Genomic DNA, 18272 nt, shown 5'->3' on the forward strand with positions numbered 1-18272 from the left:
GGCTACACCCCTTCGAAGCTGCCGCGAATCCGGGCAACCAGCTCGAAGAACTCCGGGCTGTTCCTCATCTGCGGCGTACGCGGGCGCGGCAGCGGAATATCCACGACCGCCGAGAGCCGTCCCGGGTGCGGAGACAAGACGAAGACTCTGTCCGACAGGAAGATCGATTCAGGAATGCTGTGGGTCACGAACACAATCGTGCTCTGCACCTTGCTCCAGACGGACAGCAGCTCTTCATTCAGCCGTTCGCGCGTGAATTCATCCAGCGCCGAGAACGGCTCATCCATGAGCAGGATTTCCGGCTCCATCGAGAGCGCTCTGGCAATAGCGACACGCTGCTGCATTCCCCCGCTGAGCTGCCAGGGATACTTGTCGGCGAAGCCCTGCAGACCGACCAGCTCCAGCAGCTCCAGCGCTTTATCCTCGCGGACGGACCGCTTGACGCCCAGCAGCTCCAGCGGCAGCGTGATATTATGCTTCACCTTCCGCCAGTCGTACAACACAGGACTTTGGAAGACGATACCGTATTTCTGGGCCAGCCGGGCCTCCTTGGCACTTTTGCCGGCTACTGTAATATTGCCCGCTGTTGGTGTGATAAGATCTGCCATCAGTCTCAGCAGAGTCGTCTTGCCGCAGCCCGAAGGTCCCAGCAGAGAGACGAATTCGCCCTTGGCAATATTCAGGCTTACCTGATGCAGCGCCAGCACATCCGCCGATTCGGTCCGGTAGCGCATCTCGACGCTGTCGAGTTGGATTTCAGGAATCTTTTTTGCGGCTAATGACATCCGGCACTCCTCCATTCCTGAGTCAATTTAACGTTAATTAATATAACACATTATTCCTTACAAAAGCATTTATTCGTTTTCCATGTAGGATTAATTAACATGTTACACTTTGCACTCTGCTCCCACATTAGACAAAGCGTAAAAGGGACACGATGAAATTCCGTCATTTTGTCCAGGCAGCCGTTTATATTGTTAATATCGGGAGCGTTATGCCGATAAAAATAGTAAGCATTACGCCCTCCGCCAGTCCGAACCCGTCCTCCCATGTCATCTATGCGGTTGTGTGCTATCATTGAATTCATCTCAACACCTGGAGGCACTCCCATGGAAGCCATGATTTCAAATTATATTATTATCGTCTCCATTTCCGGCGTGCTGAGCGCATTGCTGGCTTTGTTTGCTTTTTACCGTAAAACGGACTTCACCGGGCTTAACGCCTTCATCGTCAGCTCAGCCGCCTCGGCGGTGTACACCTTCGCCTTCGCACTCGAGCTCTCCGGAAGCTCCATGCAGGAGATCAAATTCTGGATCAAGCTGGAGTACCTCGGCATGCCTTATATCGCCCCTTCCAGCCTGCTGATGATTATGCACTTCGTCGGCCTGGAGCGGCTGATTACCCGCAAATTGCTGACTTTTCTATATTCGGTTCCCCTGATCTCCACCGTGCTGGTATGGACCAACGACCTCCATCACCTGTTCTATCAATCCATCTATTTCCGGGCAGGTGCGCCAACACCGCTGGTGGATATCGTCATGGGTCCCTGGTACATCGTGCAGGGCAGTATGACCTTCGGCTGCATGCTGGCCGGGATGTGTCTGATTCTGTGGCGCTGGGGCCGGATGAGACGGGCATACCTGCGGCAGATGCTGATCATTTTCGTCGGGCAGTTCCTTCCGGCGCTGGGCGCTTTTCTGTACCTGATGGATCTGACCCCTTACGGCATAGACCCCGTACCGGTGGTGATGAGCGTCACCTCCTCCCTGTATATCTGGGCCATTCTCTCGCGCGGAATGCTGACCGCTGCACCTATTGCCCGGGAGAATCTGTTCGAGAGCATGCGTGACGGCGTGCTGGTAATGGACCTCTCGGATAAGCTGGTGGATTATAACCGCGCTGCCGCAGAGATGCTGGAGGGTCTGGACGCCGCCGCCATCGGCCGCCCCCTCGCCCAGCTGTTCCTCCCGGCCGGCCCGGAGGCTGCCGATTATGTCATGAATTCCAATCCGCAGGACAGCGAAGAGCATGAGCTGGTGTGGCATTCAGGCGGAGAAGTCCGCTACTACCAGATCCGCTCCTCTCCCGTACTGAAGCATGACGGACTGCTGGCCGGACGGATGATTATGCTGATCGATGTGACCGAACGCACGCTGCTTCAGGAGAAGCTGCTGCAGCTCGCCACCATCGACAGCCTCACCGGGATATACAACCGCACCCATTACATGGAGCTGAGCCGGCAGAAGCTGGAGGAAGCCGCTGCGGCGGACAACCCCTTCTCCATCATTCTGATGGATGTGGACTTCTTCAAAAGCATCAATGACCGGTTCGGCCACCAGTACGGAGATATGGCGCTCCAGCATGTAGTCAGCATCTGCCGCCGGCATCTGCGGCCAGATGACATCTTCGGCCGGTATGGCGGCGAGGAATTCGTCCTGAGCCTGCCGGGAGCGGCACTTCCGGAAGCTGCCGGGACCGCCGAGCGTATCCGCGCGGATCTGGAGCAGAGCATCTTCTCTACGCTGTCCGGCCCCATCAGCCTGACGGCCAGCTTCGGCGCAGCAGAAGCGGCCCGCGGCCGGCACTCGCTTGAAGAGCTGCTCTCCGAGGCCGACCACGCCCTCTACTCCTCCAAGCGGAACGGCCGCAATACCGTCCATCTGTCCAGCGGCTCCTCTATTACCCGCTATATGCCCGGGTGACGAGGGCAGCCGCTGCCCTGCGGAACCGCCTCCCTGGAAGCACTTCCCGCCCCCCGTTTCGCCCATTCCTGTGTTGCGCTTGTTTGCCTTGATGGGTTTTCAGTTTAATAAGTAGGTAGCCAGTACTGCTACCGGTGAGATCAGACCGACAAGGAGGCCTCTCTATGATTAAGATCGGGCTTACCGGCTTCGGCGACCATGAGGAGCTGTACGGCAGAATCAAGCCCGCTGAGCGGCTTCCTGCCTACAGCGCTTATTTCTCCATCGTTGAGATCGACAGCTCCTTCTACGCTGTACAGCCGGTGAAGAACTATGAGAAGTGGGTGAACCAGACCCCGGAATCCTTCAAGTTCATTGTGAAGGCGTACCAGGGGATGACCGGACATCTGCGCAGCAAAAAGAATTACTACGACACCCCCGAGGAAATGTACCGGGCATTCCATACCTCTATCGCCCCTGTGCGCTCCGCCGGCAAGCTGGCCATGACCCTGTTCCAATTCCCGCCGTGGTTCGACTGCACCAGAGACAATGTGGAATTTCTGCGGGAGATTAAGGAGAGAATGCTTGATGTGCCCTCTGCGGTCGAATTCCGCAACGAGTCCTGGTACAGTGCGGAGATGCGTGAACGGACGCTCCGGTTCCTGGAGCAGGAAGGCTGGATTCATACTATAGCCGATGAGCCGCAGGCCGGTTCTGGCTCCATCCCGATTGTCCCGGTGGCGACCACGCCGGATATTACCTACGTGCGGCTGCACGGCCGCAATGCCGGAGGCTGGAACCAGAGCAGCCACCCCGACTGGCGCAAGCTGCGCTACCTGTACCGTTACAGCACGGAAGAGCTGACAGAGTGGCGGGGCCGGCTGCTTACGCTCGAGCGGACCTGCAAGGACATCTATGTAGTGTTCAATAATAACTCCGCCGGGGATGCTACCCCCAATGCGCTGGAGCTGCAGTCGCTGCTCGGAATCGACGGCGGACTCGCCCCGCGCCAGCTAGATTTATTCACCTGATGTACAGAGAGTTACATATATTACTTTCACACCCTGCTGTAGGCATAGATATATAGATCTGTTGCCCACTTGAAGTCGTCACATCAATGTAAAGGAGGCCACAAGCGTATGAAGAGAAACCATACCATGATGCAGTTTTTTGAATGGCATGTTGCGGCGGATGGAGAGCACTGGAAGCGCCTTGCCCAGATGGCCCCGGAGCTGAAGGCGGCGGGCATTGATGCCGTGTGGGTTCCCCCGGTGACCAAAGCGGTCTCCCCGGAGGATACCGGATACGGGGTCTACGACCTCTACGACCTGGGTGAATTCGATCAAAAAGGCGCCGTGCGGACGAAATACGGGACCAAGCAGGAGCTGGTGGACGCCATTGCCGAGTGCCTGAAGAACGGCATTGCCGTCTACGTGGACCTGGTGATGAACCATAAGGCCGGAGCCGATGAGACCGAGGTCTTCGAGGTGATTGAGGTTGACCCTAACGACCGCAACAAGGATATTTCCCAGCCGTTTGAGATTGAGGGATGGACGAAGTTTGATTTTCCGGGACGGGGGAATGAGTACTCCAGCTTCAAATGGAACCATACCCACTTCAACGGTACCGATTTCGATGCCCGGGAGGGCCGCACCGGCGTGTTCCGCATTGACGGGACGAACCGGAGCTGGAATCAGAATGTGGATGATGAATTCGGCAATTACGACTACCTGATGTTCGCCAACATCGATTATCTTAACGATGAAGTGAAGCAGGAGATGCTGAACTGGGGCAAATGGCTGGTCGATACGCTGCAATGCAGCGGGTACCGTCTGGATGCGATCAAGCACATCAACCATGAGTTCATCAAGGAATTTGCCATGGAGATGAAAAAGAAACGCGGCGAGGACTTCTACATTGTCGGCGAATTCTGGAACTCCAACCTGGAGGCCTGCCGCGAATTCCTGAACACCGTCGATTACCAGATCGATCTGTTCGATGTCTCGCTGCATTATAAGTTCTACTCCGCTGCGCTGGCCGGCCGGGATTTCGACTTAAGGCATATTCTGGACGATACGCTGGTCCAGACCCATCCGGCCAATGCCGTCACCTTCGTGGACAATCATGATTCCCAGCCGCATGAGGCGCTGGAATCCTGGGTCGGCGACTGGTTCAAGCAGAGTGCCTACGCTCTGATTCTGCTGCGGCGCGACGGCTACCCCGTGGTCTTCTACGGGGATTATTACGGCATCGGCGGCCCTGCCCCGATGGAGGGCAAGAAGCAGGCCATTGACCCGCTGCTCTGCGCCCGGTACACCAAAGCCTACGGGGATCAGGACGATTACTTCGACCATCCCAATACCATCGGCTGGGTGCGCCGCGGCGTGCCGGAGATCGAAGGCTCCGGCTGCGCCGTGGTGATCTCGAACGGGGACAACGGCGAGAAGCGCATGTTCGTCGGTGAACAGCGCGGCGGCGAGGTGTGGGAGGACTTCACCCGCAACCGCGGGGAGACCGTCACCATTGGGGAAGACGGCTGGGCCGTGTTCCCCGTGAACGGCGGGAGCGTCTCTGTCTGGGCGCTGCCGGAGCCGAAGCCGGCGGACGCCTGTGCGGCAGAGGAGAACTAATCTGCCGGGGAGCGGGCAATGCAGCGGGACAGCGGCTGCATTGCCCGCTTTTTGGTGCATTTGTGCTTCTGATTTCCGCCTCATAGCCACTTGCGGCAGAATCAGGTTCACTTGTGCTCCTGATTATCTCCAAACTAACTTATCACCAACTAATAACTGAATCAAGAAATTCCCATTGGAGCATTATCCGCAACCGTCCACACTTTATCCACAATTTATACACAAATCCCGTGTCTTATCCACAACACTAATATTACTTTTCCACAAGCGGAAACCTCTTACTTTAACTTTACTTGCGATAGACATAAGAAATGGGTCAGTCTCAGCAGCATTCGTCCCGCTTTCCTGTCACTATCGGACTGATGAGAGGGATTTATCCCCAGACTTATGCACATATTACCCACAATACATCCGCCGCAAAGCTAATTTTTTCAAACCCGGTTAGTTGAACAACGCAAATAAGGCGCTGCTTAGCCGCAGTGGCTAAGCAGCGCCTATTCCGGTTGCTTGAATCAGGAGTACAGGTGACAGATTATGACGCTAACCATGGGGATACAGTCAAATGGCAAACGGACAAGTTGTCCCCATATATCTGTCCATATCCCCGGCCGGCCATCCACCGCTCAATTACCGGCTTATCGTCGGCTGGTCCCCGTCCGCCCAGGTGCCGGTGTTGCTGCTGTTCAGAATGCGTTCAATCGGGTACACTCTCCAGACTGCGGTCACAACGGCCGAGCATAATACTGCTTTGAGCAGGTCACCCGGGATGAACGGCCACATACCGGCCGTTAAGGCCTTGGCAAATGAATCCATACCTGTGGAATATGCCAGCCAAGCTACACCTGCGGGATAGACGAGCAGCGCACCGCAGATAAAGTTGACGGCCAGCAGCTTCACGAAGGTATATCTGTCCTGCTTAATACGTTCAGCGAAGAAGCCGATCAGCCAGGCCACGAACGGCCAGGAGAAAATATAACCTGCAGTAGGCCCTGTCAACACCGCAAGTCCGCCGCTTCCGCCCATGACCTGGAATCCGGCAGCGGCCAGTCCGATGACGATCAGCACAGCGAGCGCACCGTAACGGGCACCCAGTATAGAACCGGCGAGCATAACCGCGAGGGTCTGCATCGTAATGGGAACCGTGGAGAAAGGCAGCGAGATTTTGAGATAGCTCAGGGCGATCATAACTGCCGCAAATAACGCGCTGAAGATCAGGCCGCGGGTGGTCCATTTCTTCATGGACGAAGCCCCCCTTTTTTTAGGATCACTATACCATCCCCCCTCGGATACATCAATCCTGGAATGTTTGTTATAATGGGTAGCAATTGTTGACTATAAGCTTGATGGAAAGCAGGCATGAGGATGATCAGGGCGCACAATCTAACCTTGTCCGTACAGGAGGGCCAGCACAGCCGTACAGTACTGCAAGGGATTACTATTCATATCGGGGCGGGAGAATGGGTGGCGCTCACCGGAGCCAACGGCTGCGGCAAAACCTCGCTCATCCGCACCTTCAACGGACTGAGCCTCCCCTCCGGCGGCAGCCTGTCCGTGGCCGGGCTTGATCTGCGCCTGCCCCGCAGCCGCACGGAGGTGAAGCAACACGTTCAACTGGTGTTTCAGAATCCTGAAGCACAGACAGTCGGCTCTACCCCGCTTGAGGATATCGCCTTCGGTCTGGAAAACAGAGGACTCAGCCGGGACCGGATGCTTGTGCGAATCGGCGAGATCCTGGAGCAGGTCGGACTGGCCCATAAAGCCGAAGCGGATGTCTCCACCCTGTCCGGCGGAGAACGCCAGCGGCTGGCCGTAGGCTGCTGCCTGGCGCTGGAAGCCAAGGTGATGATCTTCGATGAAGCCACCTCCATGCTTGACCCGGCGGGAAGACAGGACATCCTGGAGCTGGCCCGGGGACTGTGGCAGGCGGGGACAACCATCCTCTGGGTAACCCAGCGGATGGAGGAGCTGGCAGAGAGTCCGCGCATCGCCGTGCTGGGCGGAGGGCAGCTGCTCTATGACGGGAGCCCGCGCAGCCTGTTCTATGCTTCCGGGCTGCCGGATGCACTCGGCTGGGTTCCCGCTCCGGCCGTCCGGGTCGGCAGGCTGCTGCAGCAGCAGGGCTGGCCGCTGCACCTGCTGCCGCTGACCGGCCGGGAGCTGGAGGCGCTGCTATGAGCATCCGGGCAGAGCAGCTCTCCTTCCGGTACGGGGACGGCGGGCAGGCGATACAGGATGTCTCCCTGGATATCCGTCCGGGGACGCTGACCGTCCTCTGCGGTGTGAACGGGAGCGGCAAGTCCACGCTGCTCCGCCTGCTGGCGGGATTAGCAGAGCCTTCAGCCGGGCAGATTCGCTATGATGCCGGGAAGCAGGCCTTATCGATGGTCTTCCAGCAGCCGGAGACCCAGCTGTTCGCAGGCACGGTGCATAAGGACATCGAATATGGCTTGGCTGAGCGCGGTGTACCCAAGGCGCAGCGGCCGGAGATCATCGCAGATGTGCTGAAGCAGACCGGGCTGGCTTATGATGAATTCGCCTCCCGCTCGCCCTTTCTGCTGAGCGGAGGCGAGAAGCGCCGGGTCTGCATTGCCGGTGCCCTGGCCGTTCAGCCGGGTCTGCTGATTCTCGATGAGCCGACGGCCGGGCTGGACCCGCAGGCGGCACAGGCGCTGCTGGATCTGGTGCAGGAGCTGCGCGGAAGAGGCCTGACGCTCATTGTCGGCACCCATGACCTGGACAGCTTCCTGCCGGCTGCCGACAAGGTCATCGTGATGAAGCAGGGCACCATCCATTATGACGGGCCTGCATCCAGGCTGACCGCTGATCCCGGCCTGCTGGAGGACGCCGGCCTGACCCCGCCCGCGTATGCCTCCATAGGGCGAAGAGCGGTGGAACGCGGCCTGCTCGAAGCCGTGCCGCACAGCCTGGAGGAGCTGCTGGCTGAGCTTGCGCAGCACCCGCTGCCCCTGCCGCCGCAGGAGGCTGACAGCTCGCCCGCAAGCCCCGGCACCGCAGCCGCCATGGCCGGAGCCGGGGCAGACAGTCCGCCCGGCCCTTGCCCGAAGCCGGAACAGCCCCGGGCACGGGCCGGCTGGCAGCATCTGGACCCCAGGGTCAAATGGCTGGGAATGCTGCTCGGCTCGCTGGTCCTGCTCGCGGCGGATTCTCTGCTTCCGCTGCTGCTTACCGCAGGTCTGCTGGTCGGGCTGGCCCTATCGGCGCATCTCTCCCGGCGCAGAGCCGTACGCTTCTTCCGGCCGTTCATCGTGATGTTCCTGTTCCTGTGGCTGCTGTCCGCCTTAAGCTGGAGCAGCTCCCCCGACTTCGCCATCGGGCCGGTCGGGTTCAGTAATGAAGGAACGGTGCGCGGCGGAATCAGCGTGCTGCGCTTCCTGCTGCTGCTTGCCCTCGGCTTCCTGTTCACCGAGACCACAACCGGCGCACCCCTGCGGGAGGGGCTGGAATGGGCGATTGCCCCGCTGCGCGCCTTGGGCATCCGTACCCGCAACTGGTCGCTGGCCGTCTCGGTAACCCTGCAGTTTGTGCCGTGGATTCTCGGCAAGCTGGCCCAGCTTCAGCTCGCCCTGCGTTCACGCGGGCAGCGCTCCCGCGGACTCGGACGCTGGTCGCCCAGGCAGATTGTGCTGATGATCGTTCCCCTGCTGATCCTTGTGCTGGGCATGGGCGATGAGCTGGCAACCGCCGTGGAATCACGGGGGTATGATCCCGCCCGGCAGCGGACGCCGGTCTACCAGCTATCCTGGAGCAGGCGTGATACAGCGGCTGCCCTCTGCATCGTGACGGTTGCGGCCTTGTTGTGGTGGGTGGCCCGGATAAACTGACGACAGCCAAAGCAGAACTTATCCGGCAGCTCCCCCAACAACCCGGCCTGGCTCCTCCCCCGAATCACTAGCCATAGACATGAAGAGACGGCTGCATTGTCCTATTCTAAGGTCTGCAGCCGTCTTCATTTTTGCAGGATTTCTTAAAAAGAACTCACCTTGCATTCCCGCTTCCTGCTATGTCGCAGTGTTCCCGCCCTGATCCGCCAGCGTCTCCTCCGCCCGCCGTGAGACCAGCCGCACCAGATCCAGGGTCAGCAGCGGAAGGGTGACGGAAGCGGGATACGCCAGATACCGCGGCTCCCAGACCGGACTGAACTTCTCCTTGTAGCGCCGCAGGCCGGAGAAGCCGTACCAGTGGCCGCCGCGCTCGAAGACGAGCCGGGCCAGCTTCTCCTCCCGCAGCGCCCCGGGATTGCGCCCGACACTGGACAGCGGGGCATGGCCCAGATTGAACCGGCTGTAGCCGCGTGACTTCGACCACTCCAGCAGCTTCAGGAACAGGTAATCCATCGTACCGTTTGGCGTATCCTTACGGTGGCGCATCAGGTCAATGGAGACCGTCTTCTGACCGTCATATCCCGGAGCCAGCGAGGCAAAAGCCAGCAGACTGCCCTCCGGTGAACGCAGCAGCGCCACCGGGGCAAGCTGCAGGTACGGCTCGCTGAACCAGCCCAGCGAATAGCCTTTCTCCATCCGTCCGGCCAGCCATTCCTCCGACACCAGGCGCAGCTCCTGCAGCAGTTCAGCAGAGTGCTGCGGGGCGGTAATCTCAAACACATACCCTTCCCGTTCAAACCGGTTCCTTACACTGCGCAGGCTGCCGCTTCGCGGCCCGCTGGTCGTGAAGCTCTCCAGCGGCACAAGCGCCTCCTCCCCCAGCTTGAAGAACCGGTAGCCCTGCTCATGATACACCGGAAGCTGGGCCGGCGTCGCCTGATAGAACACCACAGAGAGGCCGTACAGATCAGCCGCCTGCCTGAACTCGCTGATCGCGTTGTTGAACAGGCCCGCAGGGCCCAGCGGGTCGCCGAGCACCACCAGCTTGTCGCGGACTCTGGAGAAGGCGAACAGCACCTTGCCTTCCTGCGCCCAGAAGAAGCTTTTGTCGCCCAGGAACAGCATATGGCTCAGCGCATTGCCCCAGCCTTCAGAGAGGAAGCGCTCCAGCCGGGCCATATCCTGATCCCCCAGGATGGCGTCCGCCTTGCGCTGCGGCCTCAGCGCGACCATCATCGTCAGCAGCAGCCAGGAGAAGATCAGCCCTCCGACCGCCGTAACCGCCGCATTGCCGTACCTCCGCAGCCATTCCGCCTGGACGCCCGCCGGGAGATGCTTCAGGAAGCCGTGGTGGGTATAGCTGCCCAGCCAATAATAGCAGAGGGCAATCACCGAGGTCAGAGCAAGCCACCATAGCGTGCTTCTCATGCTGAGCGGAACGCTGATGCGGTAGAACCGGGTGCGGGAGATCCAGAGGATCAGGGCGACCAGCAGCAGGAACAGCGCCTCCTCATAGTCAAACCCCTTCGTGAACGCAAACACCGCCCCGCCAAAAAGCAGCACGCTCGTCCACACATACGCCCGGTGCACCCGCAGAGAGATGCCCCGCGACAGCAGAATCAGCATGAAGCCGATCAGCACCGACAGATGATGCGAGATCTGCATCACGGGCAGGGACAGCAGCTCCTCCGTCACCTTCAGCCGGTAGAGCAGCTCGGGTGTAGCTGCGGACAGCAGCAAGAGCAGACCGCTGGCCAGCACCAGCTTACCAAGCGCCCACACACCCAGATCACTCAGAAAGGTATACTGGCCGGGCCAGCCCCATATTTTCTGCCAGAGCGTCAGCGGTGCTTCCATGCTGTCCCCGCTGCGCTCAGCCCCCTTCGTGCCCGGCAATCCGAACTCCAGCGCGGCCAGCACCAGCCCGAGCAGCCAGGGGATGATGTAATAGAACAATCTGTAGATGACCAGCACCGCCATGGCATGGTCAGTTTTGAAGCCAAGCTGGGTCAGCCCCAGCAGCGCAATGAGGTCGAAGGCCCCGATACCGCCGGGAGCCATGCTCAGAATGCCGGCGATGGCCGCAACGACATAGATGCTGAAAATAATAAGCAGCGGAGCCTCCCCGAGCAGCTTGGCGGCAATCACCCAGAAGGTCAGACCGGCGAACACCCACTCCAGCAGAGACGCTCCCACCGATGCGCCCACAGTCAGCCAGGCGGTTCTTCCCTCGCCCCGGTTGATCCATTTGGCGAAGAGCGAGGAGCGCTGCAGCAGCACGAACCCCGGCAGATACAGCGCCATCCCCCAGACTGCGAAGATCAGCCAGTGATGCGCCCCAAGCAGCGGAGCCGCCGGCAGCAGCCCGGTGAGCGTGCCCCAGGCGAGCAGCGAGAGCCCCGTAATCATCAGCGGCGACAGGAAAACAATAGCCGGCGCCAGCACGGCTGCGGGCACATGGCTTCTTTTGTAGAGCAGCGTCCGCAGGCCCGCCCCGGCGAGTCCGGCAAAGCCGATCATATTGTTGAACGTATTCGCAATCCAGGCATACCGGAACGTCCGCCAGAGGCCTGTCTGCAGGCGGAAATGCCTGCGGATCAGATAATCGTAAGCACTCATCACCGCCACCGAGAGCAGCGAAATCCCCAGCATCTGCGCAATGGCCGGCACGGGGACGGACTTCAGATCATGGATGATTTTGCCCATATGAATCTGCTTCAGCTCATGCTGCCCTTCCCAGTACACCAGCCCGATAATCAGCAGCGGAAAAAGCGCCCGCACCGCCTTAATCCGGTAAATGGAGATCAGCAGGCGGACGAGCTTGAAGCGTTGAAGTTTATTTTTGATCACATTATGCATGAATTCACCTGTCCTCACTGCCGAACACGCTTATTGCATAAGCCGTATTCCGCATTACACCTCACCATTATAACAAGATCGTCCGGGGAAGGCCCATATAATGGTCACATGTTCTATAGAGTTAGACAGTCATCCGTATGTATATCCCTGCAAAAAAAATTTAAGGATCAGGCCGCTCTGCTAGTCCTTCCGTGTCCTCCGGTTCACCAGCATGACGCTCAGCAGAATGATGACCAGTCCGGCAATGGTGTTGGCGTAGACTTGCTCGTGCAGGAACAGCACGCCCCACATCAGACCGAAGACAGGTACGAGAAAGGTGACGCTGACCGTCTTGACCGGACCGATGCTGGCGATGAGCCGGAAATAGAGCAGATAAGCTACCGAGGTGCAGAGCAGCGACAGGCCGAGTACGGAATACACGGCGGCAGAGGATGGCAGATGATCGGGGGCAAAAAGCACGGCCAGCGGCAGCAGCACCACGCTTGCTCCCAGCTGTTGCCCGGCCGCGAGCGCAAGCGGTGAGAGGCCTGAGCCTACACGCGAAGCGTACAGCCCTCCGAACGCATAACAGAGCGCAGCACCGAGCGAATAGCCTACAGATAACAGAACGGTGCCTGTCAGCGGAAGCGGGCTCCAGCCGACCAGCACCACTACACCAGCCAGGCCCATAACCAGTCCGGCTGATTTGGCCGCTCCCGGCTTCTCCTTCCGGGTCCCCCAGGCGGCCAGCGCCGCGAACATTGGAGTCGTGGCATTGAGAATCGCCGCCAGCGAGGCGCTTAAGTGCAGCTCAGCCATACAGATCAGCGTGAACGGCAGCGCCGCATTGATTCCGCCCAGCAGCAGGAACGGCTTCCAGTGCTTCAGGATACCCAGCCTGCGCCGGGTCAGCAGCGCATAGAGCACCAGAGCGGCCCCGGCAATAGTAACACGCAGCTCTGTCGTGAAGACCGGACCGAGTTCAGGTGAGGCGATCCGCATGAACAGAAAGGAGGCGCCCCAGGTACAGGCCAGCAGCAGCAGCACACCGAAGTCCTTGCGGCTCATGGCCGGGACTCCCCTCGGCAGAGCAGCACATAGGACAGCACAGACAGGAGACCGGCTCCGGCGATAACCAGCGCCATCGGCATGGCTGAGCCGCTGCCGCCAAGTCCGACCAGCGGTGCTGCGCAGCTTCCGAGCAGCAGAGGAAGCAGGCCCAGCAGCGCAGAGGCGCTGCCTGCGGTCTCGCCCTGGTCCTGCATCGCCAGCGAGAAGCTGGTGGTGCCCACCAGACCTACACTTGCGACCACGGCGAACAGACAAGGCAGAATCAGCGGCAGCCCGCCTCCGGCCAGGAGGGTAACCAGCAGCAGGATGCCGCCTGCGGTGCTGAGCAGAAGGCCGCAGATCAGCAGCTTGCGCTCGCCTACTCTTGCCGAGAGCCGTCCGGCCACCTGTCCCGTCAGGATAATGCCGAGACCATTCACCGCGAAGATCAGGCTATACATTTGCGGGGATACCCCGTAGATAATCTGCAGGACAAAAGAAGATCCCGAGATATAAGCGAACATCCCTGCGGTAACAAAGCCCTGGGAGAGCGCATAGCCCATGAACCGGGCATTGCCGAGCAGGGTGCGGAAGGTGCGCAGCGTCCCGGTTAGCCCGCTTTGGATTCGCTTATCTTTGGGCAGCGTCTCCGGCAGGCGCAGCAGAATAACCGCCGCGAAGAGCAGGCCGCAGACGAACAGGACGATAAACACACCTTGCCAGTCCGTCACCCGCAGCAGCTGCCCGCCGAGGACCGGAGCGACGATCGGGCCCAGCCCGTTGACTATCATCAGCAGCGAGAAGAACCGCGTCAGCTCTGAGCCGCTGTACATATCGCGGACCGCCGCGCGGGAGATCACGACACCTACGGAGCCGGCCAGCCCCTGGATGAACCGCAGGACCACCAGCAGGCCGATCGACGGGCTGAATGCGCATAACAGCGAGGATACGGCATAGATAATCATGCCGATCAGCAGCGGGGTGCGGCGTCCGTGCACATCGCTAAGCGGGCCGGCCACCAGCTGGCCTGAAGCCAGCCCCAACAGGAAGAAGGTTAAGCTAAGCTGAACCATCGCCGGGCTGGTGCCGAAATAAGTGCTAAGCTCAGGCAAGGCCGGCAAATACATATCAATCGACAGCGGGCCGATGGTGGCAATCGCCCCCAGAATGACTGCAAGCTGCAGCCGCTGGCTTCTGGATGGCCCGCCCTCGGCCAGGCTTGTCACCGAATTGTGCTTCATCATGAACAGGATACTTCCTTTCTTGCCGGTAACCTTCAGTAAGACGGCAGAGCCATTTATGTTCAGGTCCGTTAATATATTTCTCCATACTACCCGATGACCGCCGGATTGTTCAATGAATTTCTGGTTTGGCGCGGCAGAGGGGCTGCGGGTGAGGGCGACCTGTGCGCATATCCTGCAGAAAATGCAACAATGTTGCTCATGAGAAGCCCTCTGCGCGGAAATCCTGCACGTATTGCAACATTCTCAGCCCTAACCAGCCCCCAAGCGCCGGAATTCCTGCAAAAGATGCAACAATGTCCCATAGCGAGCAACAAATTTAGAAAATTGCTGCAAATAGTGCAATATTGCTGCCCGGGAGGAACGTATTGGGCGCATAATTTGAACAACAAACAACCGCCTGCCGTACCCGCCAATCCTCTGTGATCGGCAGGCCCGCAGGCGGTTGTTCCGAGATGCTGTTGTTACTTCGCAGAATCCGTCAGAGCAGCCAGCCAATCTCTGGCCGCCTCTGCTTCGGCCGCGCTCAGGCGGTGTCCGTGATTGCCCCAGTGGGAGGTAACCTCGGCTCCGGCTCCGCTGAGCAGAGCTTCCAGCTCCTTGGTCTCGGGAGTGGGGATAATCGGATCGTTCGTGCCTGCCCCGATGAAGACCGGGACCCCTTCAAGTGAAGGAAGCGTCAGGCCGCGCAGCGGAACCATCGGATGCAGCAGCACCGCCGCCCGGAAGATGTTCCCGTAGTGGAACAGCAGGCTGCCCGCAATGTTCGCGCCGTTGGAATAGCCGACTGCCACTAAGTTGCCGGCATCGAAGCCGTATTTTGCCGCCGCCTCATCCAGGAACTGCTTCACCTCATGGGTGCGGAAGATCAGATCCTCCTCGTCGAAGATCCCCTCCGCCAGCCGCCGGAAGAAGCGGGGCATCCCGTTCTCCAGCACGTTGCCGCGGATACCCAGCACGGAAGCGCCGGGAGCCAGCAGCTCGGCCAGCGGCAGCAGGTCACGCTCGTTGCCGCCTGTGCCGTGGAATAATATTAGTGTCGGCTGAGTTGCATCAGTACCTTGCTGGAATACATGAATCATCCTTGCTTCACTCCATTCTCGCGGATTTCAAACGGGCTCAAGTTCGCTTCAATCGCCTCACGCTGCGGCTCGAACCATGGCGGGAGCATCAGCTTCTGTCCAAGCGCCTCCGGCGCTTCATCCCGGGCGAAGCCTGGAGGATCAGTCGCAATCTCGAACAGGATGCCGCCTTCTTCCCGGAAGTAGATGGCATTGAAGTACTGGCGGTCCTGCACCGGCGTCGGCCGGTAACCATGACTCTGTACGCGGCGGCCCCATTCGAGCTGCTCGCTGTCATCCTTGGCGCGCCAAGCAATATGGTGAACCGTTCCTGTACCGCCGCCCCCCTGCGGAACCGGAGATGCTTTCAGATCAATAATATTGCCGATGTCTCCAGTCGCTCTATACCGGATATAGCCGTCCCCCTCAGCAATCCGCTCCATCCCCAGCGTACGGGAGAGGGTATCTGCGGTCCGGTCAGGGGCTGAGCTGTAGAGCACAGCTCCCCCGAAGCCTTTGATGGCGTGCTCTACAGGCACTCCAGCGAAGGACCAGGTGCTCAGCGCACCTGCTTCACGCTCCACCAGTTCGATCCGCAAGCCGTCATAATCCGCGAATGAGAGGTAAGATTCACCGATCCGGCTGACAGAGGTCACTGGAATCTGATAAGCGGCCAGCCGCTTTTCCCAGAATCCCAGGGAGCCGGACGGTACAGCATAGGTGGTCACTCCCACCTGTCCGCCGCCGATTCTGCCCTTACGTCCGTGGGCCCAGGGGAAGAAGGTGATAATGGTGCCCGGTGCGCCCTGCTCATTGCCGAAGTAGAGGTGGTAGACCTCGGGGGCGTCGAAGTTGATGGTTTTTTTGACCAGGCGCAGACCTAGAACACCGGCATAGAAATCAGCGTTACGCTGGGCGTCCTGAACAAAAGCAGTAATATGATGAATCCCGGCAGTATGCATAGTCATGAGTATACCCTCCTGATAGTTGGTGTGGAGCTATTCATTATTAGTTGAAGAAAAGAGCATCCAGCGAAACCGCACCCGGGCCCGTCAGTGCTACACCCACTGCAACCACCAGCACGATCAGCGGGAATTCGATTCCGTTCGCTGTGGACCAGAAGCCGTTAGGGGCATGGACCTTAGCAATCGCGCCGAGCATCGTTGCAGCAATCAGCACCGCAGCCACCGGAGTCAGCAGGCCAAGAGTGAACAGCAGCCCGCCCACCAGTTCCATCAGACCGGCCAGCACCGCCATGCGCACACCGGGCTTAATGCCAATCGACTCCATCCAGCCGCCCGTTCCCTTAGGCCCGTAGCCGCCGAACCAGCCGAACAGCTTCTGCGCGCCATGCCCGATAAACGCAACACCTATCACCAATCTCATCAACAATAAACCTACACTAACCATTTTAAAAACACTCCATTCTCTGAATTTTGATTATCTTAACATTAAGATATTGATTAAAAAAAATTTGCACTACTGCTCTATCTATAATAAAGGGCCTTAGCATATGGACAAAGCACACATAACCTGGCAGAATTTGCAGCTTATCTGTATACCGCTTCTACACGCCTTTGCCCAGCTTCTTCAGCAGCAGCATCGCCTGAGCCTTCTCCTCGCTGTCCAGTCCGCCCATCAGACTGTGTATGAAATCAACATGCTGCGGAAAAATATCATCAAACAGCTCACGCCCCGCCTCCGTAATCTCGGCATATGTCACACGGCGGTCGTCCTCGCAGGGAACGCGCCTCAGCAGTCCGCGCTTCTCCAGCTTGTCGATATTGTAGGTGATGCTGCCGCTGGTAACCAGAATCTTCTCGCCGATCTGCTGCAGCGGAATCCGTGTTCTATGGTACAGAACCTCCAGCACCATGAACTCTGCAGAAGCCAGCCCGTGCTTCTTCATATCCTTCACAGCCAGATCCATCAGACTCTTGTACGCCTTCGACAGGACAACGAACAGCTTCAGCGATGCCGCCTGATCCAGCTCCGTCTGTCCGTCAGCCGCTGTAGCTGCTGTCTTATTCTTGCTGCTCATGTGGGGCACCTCCTATCCGTGTATGTTTATCTTCAACTTAATTATCTTTAAGTTAAGATAAATATACGCTACTGGGAACAATCTGTCAAGCGTAAGAGGTGATTTAATTTTCAAGGATTATTTTAGACAGGAGATCCTTTCTACTCACTGATTTGCTTCTGAAGAAATATATTCAGCTTATTTCTAAACAATGTAGAGTTACTCTGCGATAACGGAAGGATATCTCCATTTGAAATATAGATATTATAGCCTTTCACATAACTGACATGGTTTAGATTGATAACAAAGCTCTTGTGTGGAACTACAAAATCATACAGGCTCATCTTTTTTGAAATATTAGATATCTTTTCTTTATGGATTATGTACTGCTTACCTTTTGTGGTCTGTAAATATATATCACGGTTCATGTATTCAAAGTATAGTATTTCCTGGCTTTGAAGAGATCTCACACCTTCTTTGAACAAAAATTTAACCTGCTGCACCTCTTTCTTGTGAGGAGGAGTATACCGAACTGTATCTACAAGCAATGAGAAAAGGATATCGCGATTGACCGGCTTTACCAGATAACCAAAAGCATGAACGGAGAACGCATAATCTTTATTTATCGAATAGTTAGATATAAATACGATTTTCACCTCTGTATCCAGCTTACGGATTTCCCGTGCCAACTCGTAGCCGTTAATGCCCGACATATCCAGATCCAGAATTAACAGATCAAAAACTTCCCTGTCCTTTAATATAGTCGTGCCAAAAACATATTCCTTAATGCTGTATTCGATTTGGTTGTTCAATGCTTCTTGAATGTAACCGCTAATTTGATTAAGGACATGGAGTTCGTCCTCACATACTCCTATCTTCAGCATTCAGGTCATCTCCATACATGTTTAC

The 18272-nt window shown here is 57.9% G+C and carries 15 protein-coding genes; 5 read left to right on the forward strand and 10 right to left on the reverse strand.

Annotation, left to right across the window (positions count from 1 at the left end; translation table 11 throughout):
- Window positions 1–2: 2 nt before the first annotated feature.
- Window positions 3–785 (reverse strand): ABC transporter ATP-binding protein, encoded by a 783-nt coding sequence (locus MHI24_RS14485; RefSeq protein WP_340026291.1) that lies wholly within the window; start codon window positions 783–785, stop codon window positions 3–5.
- Between the two features lie 324 nt (window positions 786–1109).
- Between MHI24_RS14485 and MHI24_RS14490 the strand changes: the two genes are divergently transcribed.
- The 3 genes from MHI24_RS14490 (at window position 1110) to MHI24_RS14500 (ending at window position 5311) form a co-directional block, all read left to right on the forward strand.
- Window positions 1110–2702 carry a histidine kinase N-terminal 7TM domain-containing protein gene (locus tag MHI24_RS14490; RefSeq protein WP_340026292.1) on the forward strand — a complete coding sequence of 531 codons (1593 nt, stop codon included), beginning with the start codon at window positions 1110–1112 and terminating at the stop codon, window positions 2700–2702.
- Between the two features lie 164 nt (window positions 2703–2866).
- On the forward strand, window positions 2867–3712 hold the full coding sequence (locus MHI24_RS14495; protein WP_340026293.1) for a DUF72 domain-containing protein: 846 nt from the start codon (window positions 2867–2869) through the stop codon (window positions 3710–3712).
- 108 nt (window positions 3713–3820) lie between these two features.
- On the forward strand, window positions 3821–5311 hold the full coding sequence (locus tag MHI24_RS14500) for an alpha-amylase (RefSeq protein WP_340026294.1): 1491 nt from the start codon (window positions 3821–3823) through the stop codon (window positions 5309–5311).
- A 627-nt stretch (window positions 5312–5938) separates the two neighbouring features.
- Here the strand turns inward: MHI24_RS14500 and MHI24_RS14505 are convergent.
- Window positions 5939–6550 (reverse strand): biotin transporter BioY, encoded by a 612-nt coding sequence (locus MHI24_RS14505; protein WP_340026295.1) that lies wholly within the window; start codon window positions 6548–6550, stop codon window positions 5939–5941.
- A gap of 123 nt (window positions 6551–6673) precedes the next feature.
- Between MHI24_RS14505 and MHI24_RS14510 the strand changes: the two genes are divergently transcribed.
- Window positions 6674–7486: an ATP-binding cassette domain-containing protein gene (locus MHI24_RS14510; protein WP_340026296.1), complete on the forward strand. Its 813-nt coding sequence runs from the start codon at window positions 6674–6676 to the stop codon at window positions 7484–7486.
- Window positions 7483–9153 carry an ATP-binding cassette domain-containing protein gene (locus MHI24_RS14515; protein ID WP_340026297.1) on the forward strand — a complete coding sequence of 557 codons (1671 nt, stop codon included), beginning with the start codon at window positions 7483–7485 and terminating at the stop codon, window positions 9151–9153. Before MHI24_RS14510 ends, MHI24_RS14515 begins: the two co-directional genes overlap by 4 nt.
- 177 nt (window positions 9154–9330) lie before the next feature.
- Here MHI24_RS14515 and mprF read toward each other — a convergent pair whose 3' ends face one another.
- The 8 genes from mprF to MHI24_RS14555 form a co-directional block, all read right to left on the reverse strand.
- Window positions 9331–12012 (reverse strand): bifunctional lysylphosphatidylglycerol flippase/synthetase MprF, encoded by a 2682-nt coding sequence (mprF, locus tag MHI24_RS14520; protein WP_340026298.1) that lies wholly within the window; start codon window positions 12010–12012, stop codon window positions 9331–9333.
- A gap of 180 nt (window positions 12013–12192) precedes the next feature.
- Entirely contained in the window at window positions 12193–13059 is an 867-nt protein-coding gene (locus MHI24_RS14525) for a DMT family transporter (protein WP_340026299.1), read from the reverse strand.
- Window positions 13056–14285 (reverse strand): multidrug effflux MFS transporter, encoded by a 1230-nt coding sequence (locus tag MHI24_RS14530; RefSeq protein ID WP_340026300.1) that lies wholly within the window; start codon window positions 14283–14285, stop codon window positions 13056–13058. Before MHI24_RS14530 ends, MHI24_RS14525 begins: the two co-directional genes overlap by 4 nt.
- A gap of 461 nt (window positions 14286–14746) precedes the next feature.
- The gene (locus MHI24_RS14535) at window positions 14747–15364 is read right to left on the reverse strand and encodes an alpha/beta hydrolase (protein WP_340026301.1); all 618 of its coding nucleotides are present in this window, start codon (window positions 15362–15364) and stop codon (window positions 14747–14749) included.
- A complete protein-coding gene (locus MHI24_RS14540) occupies window positions 15361–16311 on the reverse strand; it encodes a ring-cleaving dioxygenase (protein ID WP_340026302.1) in 951 nt (316 codons plus the stop codon). Before MHI24_RS14540 ends, MHI24_RS14535 begins: the two co-directional genes overlap by 4 nt.
- A 40-nt stretch (window positions 16312–16351) precedes the next feature.
- Window positions 16352–16753, reverse strand: coding sequence for a DoxX family protein (locus tag MHI24_RS14545; RefSeq protein WP_340026303.1), 402 nt, complete (start codon window positions 16751–16753; stop codon window positions 16352–16354).
- A 157-nt stretch (window positions 16754–16910) separates the two neighbouring features.
- Window positions 16911–17384, reverse strand: a complete 474-nt coding sequence (locus MHI24_RS14550; protein ID WP_340026304.1) for a MarR family transcriptional regulator — start codon at window positions 17382–17384, stop codon at window positions 16911–16913.
- A 140-nt stretch (window positions 17385–17524) separates the two neighbouring features.
- Entirely contained in the window at window positions 17525–18247 is a 723-nt protein-coding gene (locus MHI24_RS14555; protein ID WP_340026305.1) for a LytTR family DNA-binding domain-containing protein, read from the reverse strand.
- Between the last annotated feature and the right edge of the window lie 25 nt (window positions 18248–18272).

Source organism: Paenibacillus sp. FSL K6-1096 (genome assembly GCF_037977055.1).
Lineage (GTDB): Bacteria > Bacillota > Bacilli > Paenibacillales > Paenibacillaceae > Paenibacillus_AQ.